This is a genomic window from Tessaracoccus bendigoensis DSM 12906 (assembly GCF_900141915.1).
Taxonomy (GTDB): Bacteria; Actinomycetota; Actinomycetes; order Propionibacteriales; family Propionibacteriaceae; genus Arachnia; species Arachnia bendigoensis.
The window spans coordinates 1-12,816 of the sequence record NZ_FQZG01000097.1 but is presented as its reverse complement, the minus strand read 5'-3'; the positions used below and the strand labels follow the sequence as shown (position 1 = coordinate 12,816).

At 62.1% G+C, this 12,816-nt stretch carries 12 protein-coding genes; 5 read left to right on the top strand and 7 right to left on the bottom strand.

What is annotated here, in order from left to right; all coding sequences use genetic code 11:
- Positions 1-393: 393 nt before the first annotated feature.
- Entirely contained in the window at positions 394-1,083 is a 690-nt protein-coding gene (locus BUC15_RS17395) for a FadR/GntR family transcriptional regulator (protein WP_073190921.1), read from the bottom strand.
- 200 nt (positions 1,084-1,283) lie between these two features.
- Complete coding sequence (gene rfbA / locus BUC15_RS17390; protein WP_073190918.1) at positions 1,284-2,144, bottom strand: glucose-1-phosphate thymidylyltransferase RfbA; 861 nt, start codon at positions 2,142-2,144, stop codon at positions 1,284-1,286.
- A 53-nt stretch (positions 2,145-2,197) separates the two neighbouring features.
- On the opposite strand from rfbA, the gene rfbB reads away from it, so the two are divergent.
- Complete coding sequence (rfbB, locus tag BUC15_RS17385) at positions 2,198-3,196, top strand: dTDP-glucose 4,6-dehydratase (RefSeq protein ID WP_073190915.1); 999 nt, start codon at positions 2,198-2,200, stop codon at positions 3,194-3,196.
- Positions 3,196-4,620 carry a sugar nucleotide-binding protein gene (locus BUC15_RS17380; RefSeq protein ID WP_073190913.1) on the top strand — a complete coding sequence of 475 codons (1,425 nt, stop codon included), beginning with the start codon at positions 3,196-3,198 and terminating at the stop codon, positions 4,618-4,620. The genes rfbB and BUC15_RS17380 overlap by 1 nt, the downstream gene beginning before the upstream one ends.
- Here the strand turns inward: BUC15_RS17380 and BUC15_RS17375 are convergent.
- Together BUC15_RS17375 and BUC15_RS17370 are read right to left on the bottom strand one after the other, a co-directional pair.
- Positions 4,608-5,159, bottom strand: a complete 552-nt coding sequence (locus BUC15_RS17375; protein WP_073190910.1) for a serine O-acetyltransferase — start codon at positions 5,157-5,159, stop codon at positions 4,608-4,610. The two genes, BUC15_RS17380 and BUC15_RS17375, sit on opposite strands and share 13 nt — an antisense overlap.
- Positions 5,160-5,215: 56 nt before the next feature.
- Positions 5,216-5,476 carry an acyl carrier protein gene (locus tag BUC15_RS17370; RefSeq protein ID WP_073190924.1) on the bottom strand — a complete coding sequence of 87 codons (261 nt, stop codon included), beginning with the start codon at positions 5,474-5,476 and terminating at the stop codon, positions 5,216-5,218.
- A gap of 190 nt (positions 5,477-5,666) precedes the next feature.
- Here BUC15_RS17370 and asnB point away from each other — a divergent pair, with 190 nt between their 5' ends.
- Complete coding sequence (asnB, locus tag BUC15_RS17365) at positions 5,667-7,643, top strand: asparagine synthase (glutamine-hydrolyzing) (RefSeq protein WP_073190907.1); 1,977 nt, start codon at positions 5,667-5,669, stop codon at positions 7,641-7,643.
- On the top strand, positions 7,640-8,617 hold the full coding sequence (nadE, locus tag BUC15_RS17360; RefSeq protein WP_073190902.1) for an NAD(+) synthase: 978 nt from the start codon (positions 7,640-7,642) through the stop codon (positions 8,615-8,617). The genes asnB and nadE overlap by 4 nt, the downstream gene beginning before the upstream one ends.
- Here the strand turns inward: nadE and BUC15_RS17355 are convergent.
- From BUC15_RS17355 to BUC15_RS17345, 3 genes are all read right to left on the bottom strand, one after another.
- Positions 8,578-8,961, bottom strand: coding sequence for a holo-ACP synthase (locus tag BUC15_RS17355; protein ID WP_175558397.1), 384 nt, complete (start codon positions 8,959-8,961; stop codon positions 8,578-8,580). The two genes, nadE and BUC15_RS17355, sit on opposite strands and share 40 nt — an antisense overlap.
- A gap of 21 nt (positions 8,962-8,982) precedes the next feature.
- Positions 8,983-9,726, bottom strand: a complete 744-nt coding sequence (locus tag BUC15_RS17350; protein WP_139280345.1) for a hypothetical protein — start codon at positions 9,724-9,726, stop codon at positions 8,983-8,985.
- Positions 9,727-9,834: 108 nt separating this feature from the next.
- Positions 9,835-11,313: a class I adenylate-forming enzyme family protein gene (locus BUC15_RS17345; protein WP_073190893.1), complete on the bottom strand. Its 1,479-nt coding sequence runs from the start codon at positions 11,311-11,313 to the stop codon at positions 9,835-9,837.
- 289 nt (positions 11,314-11,602) lie between these two features.
- Here BUC15_RS17345 and BUC15_RS17340 point away from each other — a divergent pair.
- The coding region (locus tag BUC15_RS17340; RefSeq protein WP_175558396.1) for a DUF7402 domain-containing protein at positions 11,603-12,816 on the top strand (1,214 nt) is incomplete at its 3' end.

Below are 12,816 nucleotides of genomic sequence, written 5' to 3'. Positions count from 1 at the left end.
TCGCTGATGGCCGAGGCTGCAACCCATGCCGGCCGCGACCCGGACCGGGTAAGCTTCGTCGCCGCACTGCGGATCACCCGCCAGACCCTCGCCCACCCGGGTGCCTTTCCCCCCTGACCAGCACGGCCGCGACAGCCCCGGCTGGCTCGACTTCCTACGCCGCCTGCTCCGCAGGCTCAACCCAGAGCGGCGGCGACGCGCAGCACCGCACGTCGTGAAGAGGAAGTACACCAAATGGCACGTCAAACGCGCCGCCCACGCCACCTGGCCCCAGCCCGGCGACACCACAACCATCCACGTCCAACGCTGTTAACTGAACGGTATTGCAGTTAGCCGGACATCGACCAGCGACTTCTGGCCCACCCTACGATTCAACGCCGCGCGAGGGGCGCGTTACAGCGAAGCGATATCTTCCCCGGTCTGGGTCATGTGGGCACGCATCGCGTTCTTCGCCCCGGTGGAGTCACGCGCCGCGATGCGGCCAAGGATCGCCCAGTGGTGCCCTTGCGCCCGTTCACGAACCTCCGGGATCGCGGCCGTCGACCTCCTGGAGGTCTCAACTGCTTCGGCCAAGGGTTGCATGATCGCGGCAAGAAACGGGTTTCCCGAGGCTTCGAGGATCAACTCGTGGAATGCAATATCCATCGCAGCCACCTCTTCGACGTCCCCGCGGACCGCGGCCTCGTCGTATCTTTCGAGGACCGTGCGCATCCGAAGAGCGTCATCCTCGGTGCGGTTACCGGCGGCAAGCCCGGCGGCACCGACCTCCAGCATCCGCCTCACTTCGATGAGTTGTAAGCCGAGGTCACGCTCCGGGGTGGTTCTGGCCAGCACGCTGATCAGCGTCGGCAGGTCACGCCACTGGGCCTGCGGCGCGACGAAGGTCCCCCGTCCATGCACTACGTGGAGCACGCCTCGGTCGCTTAGAGACCGGACAGCCTCACGCATCGTCGGGCGGCTGACATCCAGCAGAGCGGCGAGGTCCGATTCGGGAGGCAGTGCCTCACCTGCCTTGAAATCGCCGTCGACGACGCGGTCGAGGATGCCCTGGATGGCCTCATCCACCAGCCCACGACGACTCATCCCACTACCACGTCATTCCACACGATGCGGAGCCTACGCCAACCGCCTGCGCATTCAGGCACGCCGCGGCCCTACGCAGACACGCCAACAGCCAGAGTCTACCTGCGACCGGAAGACGCCCTGGGATTCGAGGGCTCTCGCACGCGAGGAGGCAAGTGGCTGCTCGCAGCCCAGTCTGTCCAACTGGACATAGCCACAACCTAGGCGAGCAGTGAGGCAAGATATTTCCCATAACCTGACTTGGCCAACGCGTCTGCCCTCTCGGCCAAGCCTTCGTCGGAGAGCAGGCCCACCCGCCACGCAGCCTCCTCGGGGCAGCCGACTTGTAGGCCCTGCCTGGCCTGGATGGTACGCACGAAATTACTCGCATCGTTGAGCGAGTCGAATGTCCCGGTGTCGAGCCAAGCCGTTCCGCGCGGAAGGACCGCGACGCGAAGCTTGCGCTTTTCCAGGTAGACACGGTTGACATCCGTAATCTCATACTCTCCCCGTGCCGAGGGAGCGATACTGGCCGCAATGTCACACACCTGCTTATCGTAGAAATAGAGACCAGGCACCGCCAAATGCGACTTTGGATTGACTGGTTTCTCCTCGATAGACAGCGCGAACCCTTGCGCATCGAGCTCGACGACGCCATAGGCGCTAGGGTCGGCAACCTGATAGCCGAAGATGACGGCGCCATCAGGGTTCGAATATTGACTCAATTGAGTCCCAAGCCCTTGCCCATGAAAGATGTTGTCACCCAGGACGAGGCAGCAGGAATCATCCCCAACAAAGCCTGCCCCGATCGTGAAAGCCTGCGCCAGGCCATTGGGTTCCGGCTGCACCGCGTAGTTGATTGAGATCCCGAACTGGGACCCGTCACCGAGGAGGCGATGGAAGGCGTCCTGCTCATGGGGTGTATTGATCACCAGGACTTCTGCAATCCCAGCGAAAATCAGAGTCGAGAGCGGATAGTAGATCATCGGTTTGTCGTAGACGGGGACCAGCTGCTTGCTGTTGCCGAGGGTGATCGGGTGGAGTCGTGTGCCGGACCCGCCGGCCAGGATGATGCCGCGCATGCCAGATTTTCTCACACCTGGACGCGCCTGGGACCAGGGTCTAGAATCCCGTCATGTCGAAGCTACTTGTCACAGGGGGTGCCGGGTTCATCGGCAGCAATTTCGTCCGGCATGTCCTCGCGAACTCAGACCACGCCGTGACCGTCTTGGACGCACTCACCTACGCTGGCCACCTCTCTTCACTTGCGGACCTCCCCTCATCCAGATTCCGATTCGTTGAAGGCTCCGTCTGCGACGCGGCTCTCGTCGATGACCTGGTCGCCGCCCACGACGTCACGGTTCATTTCGCTGCGGAATCACACAACGACAACTCCCTTCGCGACCCTTCACCCTTCATCCAGACGAACCTGGTCGGGACTTTCGAGTTGCTGGAGGCGGCCCGTCGACATGATAGCCGCTACCACCATGTCTCGACCGACGAGGTCTATGGCGACCTCGCGTTGAATGACCCTTCACGGTTCACTGAGCAGACCCCCTACAATCCGTCGAGCCCCTACTCAGCATCCAAGGCTGGGTCCGACCTCATGGTGCGGGCGTGGGTGAGAAGCTTCGGCGTCCGGGCCACCATCAGCAACTGCTCAAACAACTACGGCCCTTACCAGCACGTCGAGAAGTTCATCCCTCGCCAGATCACCAATATCATCGACGGGGTCCGCCCGCGGCTCTACGGCGCCGGACTGAACGTACGCGACTGGATCCATGTCGACGACCACAACGCAGCCGTCCTAGGAATCATCGACCGAGGCCGAATCGGCGAAACCTACCTGATTGGTGCGGATGGCGAGCACAACAACAAGACGGTTATTGAGGAGATCCTCCGTATTATGGGCCAACCGGCTGACGCCTACGATCACGTTGACGACCGCCCAGGCCACGACCTGCGCTACGCGATCGATGCCACAAAGCTTCGGGAGGAGTTGGGCTGGCGGCCGCGTTACTCCGACTTCGAGTCGGGCTTGGCGATGACCATCAACTGGTATCGCGAGAACGAGGGATGGTGGCGCCCGATGAAGGCCTCCACCGAGCAGGCGTACGCAAAGATGGGGCACTGATGCCACGGACCCTGGCAGTCCATCAAACCAGAATCCCCGGGCTGCTGGTCGTGGACCTCCCAGTACTCGGTGACGCTCGCGGGTGGTTCAAGGAGAACTGGCACCGTGAGAAGATGATCCAACTCGGATTGCCGGACTTCACTCCGGTGCAGAACAACATCTCCTTCAACGCATCTGCGGGAAGCACCCGCGGGATGCATGCCGAGCCATGGGACAAGCTCGTCTCGCTGGCGAGTGGCCGCATCTTCGGCGCGTGGGTCGACCTACGGCAAGGACCCGGCTTCGGCTCTTCATTCGCTCTTGAGCTCGACACCGATCAGGCGGTCTTCGTACCTCGCGGGGTGGCAAATGGGTATCAGGCACTGGCCCCCGACACCGTCTACTCATACCTGGTCAACGAGCACTGGACGCCTGAGGCGCGCGATTCCTACACATATCTGAACCTCGCAGATCCGACCATAGCGATTCCTTGGCCGATCTCCCTGCTCCAAGCCGAGGTCTCCGACGCCGACCGTGAGCATCCGAGCCTCTGCGATGTCACTCCCATGGCGCCACGCTCAATCGTCGTAGTCGGGGCGAACGGCCAACTCGGCCGTGCGCTGATGGCGATGCTGCCCGACGCCGTCGGCCTGACGCGTCCGGATTTCGACCTTTCTGACGCGGAGACTCTCGACACAGTGCGATGGGGAGACGTCGGCCTCATCGTCAACGCGGCAGCCTATACCGCGGTCGACACAGCCGAGACGGAGGAAGGTCGTCGAATCTGCTGGGCGACGAACGTGTCCGGGCTGCGTGCTCTCGTCGAGCGCGCCCGTGCCCACCGGATCCCCTTTGTCCACATCTCTTCCGACTACGTGTTCGACGGCACCACCGAGGTTCACTCAGAGGAAGAGCCCATCAGCCCGCTAGGCGTGTATGGGCAGACAAAGGCTGCGGGCGAGGCTCTGGTGTCGACGCTGCCGCAACATTGGATAGTGCGTACCAGCTGGCTAATAGGCGACGGCTCCAACTTCATCCGCACGATGGCTCGTCTGGCTGACACCGGCGTCTCGCCACAGGTGGTCAACGACCAGTTCGGTCGCCTCACCTTCGCGGAAGATCTGGCTTCCGGAGTCATGCACTTGGCAACCCATGCTCCCCCTGGCACCTACCATCTGAGCAATGCTGGCCCCGTCCGAAGCTGGGCGCAGATCGCGTCGTTGGTGTTCCAGTTCCGAGGTCGGCCCGCCAGCGACGTGCTGCCCATCACGACCGCCGAGTTCACTGCGGGAAGTAGGGCCGCCCCTCGTCCGCGGTACAGCACCCTGAGCCTTGCAAAGACAATCACGAGCGGCTTCTCACCGCCATGCGCCGACGAGCGACTCGCGGAGTACCTGTCCACCATCCCTCTGCCTGGCAGGAACGACGCCGCTCAGTCGGGCTGAACCCCGATCATCGGTGCGTTGTCGTAATCTTTGACAATGACGCGCGCGGGATTGCCTGCCACAAGACATCGGTCGGGCACATCCTTTGACAGCACCGAACCGGCGGAGATCGTCACCCCATCCCCGATGTTGACGGATCCTGTGATCACGGCGGCGGGACCGATCCAGACATTGTCACCGATTGTCGGCAGCCCGCGGTCGCCGCCTGCCACCCGCTGGCCGATCGTCACGTTCTGGTGGATTACACAGTTGCGCCCCACGATGACCGGTCCGATGAGCACCCCATGTCTGTGCATCAGCAGCAGCCCGGGCCCAATGTCTGCCTGAGGTGAGATGTCAACGTGGTCGAGATGAGTCACGAACCGATTGATGACACGATGCGCAAAGGTAAGCACTAGCCCTGCGGCTGGCCTGTGCTCTCGGAGCAGGCGAGCATACCTGCCGAGTCGGTAGACGACCACACAATGGAATTCTGAGTTGAACAGCAAGTAGTTCAGGCGCGCTCTGAACGGTGGATTCGGAGCCAGCATGGCTGCCATACCACGAGCCTTATCGCTCGCGATGACCCCCCTGCTCTTGCCCACGTCGACGACCCTCAGCCCTGCTTACGTCCGAGGTACCCCAAAATGCGTTCCACCCCGTCCAGGTTCTCGGGGACCGTCTCAGTATCTTCGACGGTGATCCCGAAAGCATCCTCCAGGAACTCAATCAACTCGAGAATCCCAGTGGAATCGATCACCCCCGCCTCGAGCAGCGACTCATCGTCGGAGGGCATCCGGTCGCTGTCCCCGAGCAGTAGGTTGTCGAGTACGAAGCGGCGTATCCGCTCACGTTCGAAGGCCTCATCGTTCCCCATGAGCAGAGACAGTACTAGGTAACCGGTGTCGGGGGGCGAGATCTTCGAGACCAGATTCCAGGAGCTTCCCGTAGGGCCCGGCGAACCAATGCCTGGATAGCACCGCATCGCAAGAGTCACCACCTGGGGACTCATCAGTTGTCTACTCTAAACCCATGATCACTGAAGCTGGCACGACGAGGCACTGAGGGTGTGCGGAATCTGCGGTACCTATTCCGACGGGCACCAGCCCGGGACCAGACGTGTCACCGCAATGATGTATGCGCTCCGACATCGCGGGCCCGATGGCAGCGGCTACTTCATCGATGACCAGGTTACGCTGGGGCACACCCGCCTCTCGATCGTCGACACCGCAAACGGCACACAGCCGATGTGCAACGAAGACGAATGCGTATGGGTGACCTTCAACGGTGAGATCTTCAATCACATCGAGCTACGGGATCAGCTCACCGACCGCGGGCACTCGTTCCGGACAAGGTGCGATACCGAAGTGATCGTGCACGCCTGGGAGGAATGGGGAACCGGTGCCTTCGAGCGGTTCAACGGACAGTGGGCGCTTGCCATCTGGGATCGTCGAACCCGTGAGTTGACGCTGAGCCGGGACAGGTACGGCGTTCGCCCTCTTTACTACACGTGGGTGAACAGGGAGTTGCGGTTTGCCTCCGAGATGAAGGCACTGTTCGCCGTCGGCGGCCAGCGGCCGGAGTTGGACCCTGTCGGTTTGGACCAGACCTTCACGCTCTGGTCGCCCGTCGCGCCCCGGACCCCCTTCCTGGGCATCAGCCAGGTACCTCCGGGCAGCTACCTCAAGATCCACCACGGACACTCCACAATGGGATCCTATTGGTTTCCCGACTTCCCCGAAGCCGGTTCGGTGCCCGCCCGCCCCATTGAGGAGACCGCGGGTGAGCTCCGGGAACGCCTGATCGACGCGGTCCGGCTCCGTTTCGAACGAAGTGACGTACCGGTGGGAGCCTACCTGTCCGGTGGCTTGGATTCCTCCGTCACCGCTTCCCTGATCGCGTCATTCACCGACTGCGAAGTCGACACGTTCTCGTTGCGGTTCCGCTCGGCCGAACACGACGAGGGCAAGTTTCAGCGTCTCCTCACCCAACATCTCGGCAGCACGCACCATGAGGTCGTCGTCTCGGAACGCGACATCGCAGACGTGTTCCCCGAGGTCGTCTGGCACGCCGAGCATCCGCTTCTACGCACAGCGCCTGCCCCGATGTTTCTCCTCTCCCGGCTCGTGCGCGACGCCGGGTACAAAGTGGTCGTCACCGGTGAAGGCGCCGACGAGGTGCTCGCAGGATACGACATCTTTCTGGAGGCAAAGGTACGACAGGCGTGGGCGAACGACCCCGACCCTCGCGCACGAGAGCGTGCCGTCAGCCAGCTGTATCCTTGGATGGACCGCTCCCCCGCGAAGGCTCCAGCATTCGCGGCAGCGTTCTTCGGCCGCAACCTGGATCTCTCCGATCCTGCGATGTCACATCGGCCACGGTGGGACTCAACTGCGGCGCTCAAGTCGATGCTGACAGACCACCTGCGGGTCGCATCGACCGCTGCGGACGACATAGTTGCCACCATGCCTCCTGGCAATGAACGGTGGGACATGCTTGGCCGGGCGCAGTGGCTAGAGATGACGACACTGCTACCTGGCTACATACTCGCTTCGCAGGGCGATCGGATGCTGATGGCGAACTCGGTCGAGGGACGCTTCCCGTTCCTCGATGTCGAGGTCGGCCGGTTCGCAAACTCACTTGCGCCCGAGCAGAAGATTCTTGGACTGGATGAGAAGCACATTCTGAAACGCGCCTTCGCTGACATGGTGCCGCAGGAGATCCTCAAGCGCCCAAAGCAGCCGTACCGTGCGCCCGACGCAGCGAGCTTCTTCGAGGATGGCCAACCCGAGTGGGTTGCAGAAGTCTCCAGCCCCGATGCCGTCTCACGTGCAGGGGTTTTCCGGCCTGACCTGGTTGCCAACCTCGTGGCGAAGGCTGAGCGGAGGCGGGGGCTTGGGCTGAGCAACACCGACAACATGCGGTTGGTGTCGGTCCTCTCCACTCAGTTGCTGCTGCAGCGCGCTGAGAGCGCGGTCGAGGCCGCATCACAACCCCTTCCAGAGTCGAAGGTTCTCGATTTTCGTACTAGGAGCAAACCATGACCAGATTTGGACCAGCCAGCCTCAAGATCGACGAAGCCGCCGAAACCAGGCGGATAGCGGAGGGCATCCGCACCTATCTCGGCCACGCCCGTCGCAAGGGCACCATCGTCGCGGTATCCGGCGGCATAGACTCCAGCGTGGTAGCTGCACTCTGCGTCCGCGCCCTCGGTCCCGATCGGGTCTTTGCCCTGCAACTTCCTGAGTCAGAGTCTTCCGACGAGACACTTCCGATCAGCTCCGAACTCATCGCTTCACTCGGCGTGCAGTCGGCCCATGAGGACATCTCACGGATGCTGGATGCGTTCGGGTGTTACCGTCGACGAGATGACGCGATCCGTGGTGTGTTCCCTGACTATGGGCCGGGCTACCGTTCAAAGATCGTGCTTCCCAGCGTCGTTGACTCAGACCGCTACCGGATCTACTCCATCGTTATCGAGTCCCCCGATGGCGTGCAGGAGACCCGCCGACTGACCACAGAGGCATATCTCGACATTGTGGCTGCCACAAACTTCAAGCAGCGTACGCGAAAGACCCTCGAGTACTACCACGCAGACAGACTGAACTACGCGGTTGCCGGTACACCGAATCGACTCGAATACGATCAGGGCTTCTTCGTTAAGCTCGGCGACGGCGCCGCTGACCTCAAACCGATCGCCCACCTCTACAAGTCGCAGGTATATGCCATGGCCGAGTATCTCGAGGTCCCAGAATCGATCCGGACCCGCCCCCCGACAACCGATACCTATTCGATGCCGCAGTCTCAGGAGGAGTTCTACTTCAGCCTGCCCTACGACCGGATGGATTTATGTCTCTTCGGTCTCAACAACTCGGTTCCTATCGATGAGATCGCCTCCGCCACATCGCTAACTGTGGAGCAGGTTGGTCGCGTGATCCGAGATATCGAGCAGAAGCGCCGGACCACCGCCTACCTCCATCAGCGTCCGGCACTACTCGGAACAGTCACCGAGGTCTGAATCGATTCGGCGATCGCGGTCGCGATCACGAGTTGCTCACAGACCTTGGTGCCTACGTGGATCGCTCCGATGGCGTGGGTCTCGGCCTCGGCCGAGACAATCCCACCGAGCCTGATGCCGATGGCGGTACCGTTCTTGCTGACGATGATGTCGCGCCAGGGAAGGTGTGCAATGGGTAGCCGAAGAGCTTTCCACACCGCTTCCTTGACTGCGAAACACTCGGCCAGACAGAGCCGTCGGTCCTCGGCCTGGGCCAACTCAGCCGGATCGAACCAACGTCTGGCTACAGCGCCCCCATGCCCTGTCACGACTCGCTGAAATCGGACTGGATCAACGATGTCCACGCCGATCCCACGAAGCGACACCTAGCTGACCTGCGCCGCGACCACACGAATGAGCTCGGTTGCGGCAACCCTCGATCCCAGGTCGTTCAGGTGACCTGGGTCGGAGGCAAGACCACCATGCAGCACATAGTAGTTTCTCCCGTTCAGCGTCCGGAGCGTCGGGCCATCTTCCAAGGTTGACTCGATCGCCGCGATATCGAAGAGCCTTCCCGTGTCCCCGTAGCGCTGGCGGACGAGTTGGTTGTACTGCTCACGGGCCACGTTGTCGGCTGGCCCCATCTGATCGTCGCGCCCGATCCAGGACTTAACGACCTGTTTCCAACTCCAGTCGGTTGACAGCGGGACCGTGGTGTAGATGAAGCGCACTTTCGGATGGTCTGCCTCGAGGCGTTCCATCAGCGCCGAATATGCGTCGAAGACCCGCTGGACATCGGTTCCAGCTGTGACGTCCACGTAGCAGAGTTTGAGTATCGCCACGTCAACTTCCATGCCCAACGGACCGTCGATGATCGAAGCAAAGTCGTCGAACTTCCCGAACGGATCGCCGTTGACCCCAACGTGTGCGTGTGCCAGGAAGCCACCCTCATCGGGGACCACATCGCGGGTCTCAACGACGGTAAGCGCTTGCGACTGCCCAGAGAAGAGCGACTCGGCGCCCGCGATCACGTTCGAGCCGACAGATTGGTGTCCGAAGAACACCCTCGCGGTGACGAACGATGCGATGTCATCTGGATTGGGCGACTTCGCCGCAACCGATGCCGGCACCTCGGGTTCCTTTCCCGTCAAAGCCCACGCCACTCCCGCTGTCAGTGCCAGAACGACTCCGGCAACGACCAGTACGACCGGCCTGCGCATCATCATGCCCTCCCAAGGTCATCCATCCGCTGCTAGAGCTATACAAAGGTCGCGGACTGCTGATTTGGAGACTTTACCGTTGCTGTTCAGCGGAATCAATGACACGAAGTGGACGACGCTCGGAACCATGTGCTTCGCTAGCTGCCCACGGCAGTGCGCGAGGACCTGTTCTTGCGTCAGGGACGACCCCTCCCGTTTGACGGCCACCATCTCAACCCGTTCTCCGGCGGCGTCATCCGGAACGCCCACCACCGCCACCGCGACGAGTTCCGTTAGCTGGCTGGCAACAGCCTCAACATCCTGACTGGCGATCCTCAGCCCCCAGGACTTGATGAAGTCCTCTCTACGGTCAACGACATAGATGTAGCCCTCACTGTCCACGGTCGCCATGTCGCCAGTGTGCAGTTCCCCGCCCGGCATCCTCCTGGCGGTCTCGGCCTCGTCGTCCAGGTAGCCGGGTGAAATATTGCGCCCCCGTGCCAGTATCTCGCCCACTTCCCCCGGCGTCACGTCCCTGCCACCCTCACCGGCTACTCGCAGAGTCACTCCGGGGATACCACGACCGATCGATCCGAGCTTCCGATCCAGGTCCTCCGGCGGCAGGTGGGATAGTCGGGCCGTGGCTTCCGTCTGACCGTACATCACGAACACGCGCGCCTGTGGTTGCGCATGGATCAGTTCACGCAGCATGGCAGGTGCCAACTTACCGCCGGCCTGCTGGATCAGTCGGAGATCGGGCAAGCGCTGCGTGCCGAAGGAACTGTTGCGCAGTAGGATCGCGAAGGTGGATGGCACACCCGCGAATCCGGTACACCGCTGCGCAGACATCCGTTCCACGATCTGCTGGGGAAAGACCGCGTTGGGCTGCAGTACGAGCGTTGCACCGACCTTCAGGTGGGTGTGCAGGAGCGATGCACCAAACACGTAGCTGAAGGGGAGGACCACAAGCACACGCTCCCAACGGTCCAACGGCAGATATCCGAGTATCGATTCAGTGTTCGCCTGCAGATTGTCGTGGGTCTGGCGGACCACGCGGGGGCGGCCTGTCGTTCCCGAGGTGAAGGCAAGAACCGCATCCTGTCCCGTTGCCACCTCTGCGAACTCCGGTTCCTCATCTGCGATCGAGCTGTCTGCGGTCATGGGTAACCAGCTCGTGACCCTGTCCCTCAACTGGCGGCACTCGGACCCTCCGAGGAAGGTCGCTGCGGCTCCGACCCATTCCGCTCGGGCAACCACCTCATCGGGGGGTAGCGTGCTGGCCATGGGAACAGCGACCATACCAGCCGCGAGGATCGCCAGGTATGAGGAGACCCAACCCGACCCGTTGCTCCCGACGAGAGCCACACGATCACCAGGAGCCAATCCGCGGGCCCGGAGAAGGTTGGCCCGTCGTGCCACGTCGCCGCGAAGCCAAGCGTATGTGTAGCTGCGATCCACATCGACGATCGCGGTGGCGTCGGCCTCAGCCTGGCCGATGAGGTGCTCAGCGGTGTTCACGGGACCAGCCTAGCTAGAGGCTGGTGCCAAACGCGGTCATCGGCAAGGTTGTGCCGGATGGGATGAGTAGCGCCACTATATCTGGCTTCGTTCAGGGAGAACCGCGATGCAGCCAACCGACCTCGTCGTCACCGCCGGGCTGGCTTCGGCACTACGAGGGCCGAGCTACTCTCCCTGAGCCGCACAAGACAGAGCCGTTTACTTCAGCCTCCATCTGAGGCAGTATGGCCAACACATCGGTGTTGGTCGGCAACAACACCGCTCAAGAATCGGTCCGGGGGGGTCGCACATGACACACCGTTATCGCTCCACGGTTCTACCCAGCCTTCTGGCTCTTGGAATCGTCTTGTCCGGAGTCACGCTCGGCGCGGCCTCCGCGCAGGCTACCGGTTGTAGCCGCAGCATTTTGACGATCGTCGCACACCAGGATGACGACCTACTCTTCATGAACCCCGACATCGAGAACGAACTTACCGGTGGGGCGTGCGCCACGACGGTATTCGTGACCGCCGGCGACGCAGGGGCTGGCGCCACCTACTGGGAGGAGAGGGAGCAGGGACCTCAAAGCGCCTACGCCACCATGCTCGGCCTGTCCCCGTCGATTATCTGGGACACGCAGCCCACCACCTTCTCTGGCCACAGTATGAAGGTCACAATCAGCCCAGAAGGAGGCATGGTTCGGCTTATCAACATGCGGCTACCAGACGGCACACTCTCGGGCAACGGCACCCCAGCGACCGGCCACCAATCTTTAAGGCTTCTCCGCGATGGGAGCATATCGAGCGTCACGGCCGTGGATGGCTCAACCACCTATACCTCACAGCAACTCATCGACACGCTAAGGTCGATCATAGCCGACACAGACCCAGACACCGTCAGGGTGCAGGATGCCCGCCCCGGACAAAGCGATCACCCCGACCATCTGGCTGCTGGGCAATATGCGCTGGAGGCATTGGCCGGATTCACCGGGACCGTCCAGGCGTACCGCGGCTACAACGTAGTTCAGAACGCAGCCAATGTCGCAGGTACCGAGTTGACCCGAAAGACAGCAACACTTCTGGCCTATGCAGAGCACGATCCGTACCTCTGCGCTTCACTCACCGACTGCCCCGCTGGTACCGAGGCGTTGTGGAACGAGCGACAGTACCCAGCACCGCTCGCATACCCGATTGTGCCCGAACCCGGACCAGCGCCCTACAACGGCCCCAACTCCGCCCGCAACGCCGCAGTCCTGGCCTCCTCCCAAGCACCCGGACAAGAAGCCACCAAAGCCATCGACTCGATCATCTCCGGCTGGCCCGCCAACGGCACCGCCGAATGGAGCACCAACTCCCAACGCACCGGAGCATGGCTCCAACTCCACTGGGACACCCCCCAAACCATCGACCGCGTCTACCTCTACGACCGACCCAACAACGCCGACCACATCACCGGCGCCACCCTGACCTTCTCCGACAACACCACCATCCCCGTCCCAGCCCTGAACAACGACGGTTCCGCAAC

Excerpts from the sequence above, each read along its gene's own strand:
- rfbA (WP_073190918.1), bottom strand. The coding sequence starts at position 2,144 with ATGCGCGGCATCATCCTGGCCGGCGGGTCCGGCACACGACTCCACCCG.
- BUC15_RS17375 (WP_073190910.1), bottom strand. The coding sequence starts at position 5,159 with ATGGCAGCCATGCTGGCTCCGAATCCACCGTTCAGAGCGCGCCTGAAC.
- BUC15_RS17395 (WP_073190921.1), bottom strand. The coding sequence starts at position 1,083 with ATGAGTCGTCGTGGGCTGGTGGATGAGGCCATCCAGGGCATCCTCGAC.
- BUC15_RS17370 (WP_073190924.1), bottom strand. The coding sequence starts at position 5,476 with ATGGGGAACGATGAGGCCTTCGAACGTGAGCGGATACGCCGCTTCGTA.
- rfbB (WP_073190915.1), top strand. The coding sequence starts at position 2,198 with ATGTCGAAGCTACTTGTCACAGGGGGTGCCGGGTTCATCGGCAGCAAT.
- BUC15_RS17380 (WP_073190913.1), top strand. The coding sequence starts at position 3,196 with ATGCCACGGACCCTGGCAGTCCATCAAACCAGAATCCCCGGGCTGCTG.
- nadE (WP_073190902.1), top strand. The coding sequence starts at position 7,640 with ATGACCAGATTTGGACCAGCCAGCCTCAAGATCGACGAAGCCGCCGAA.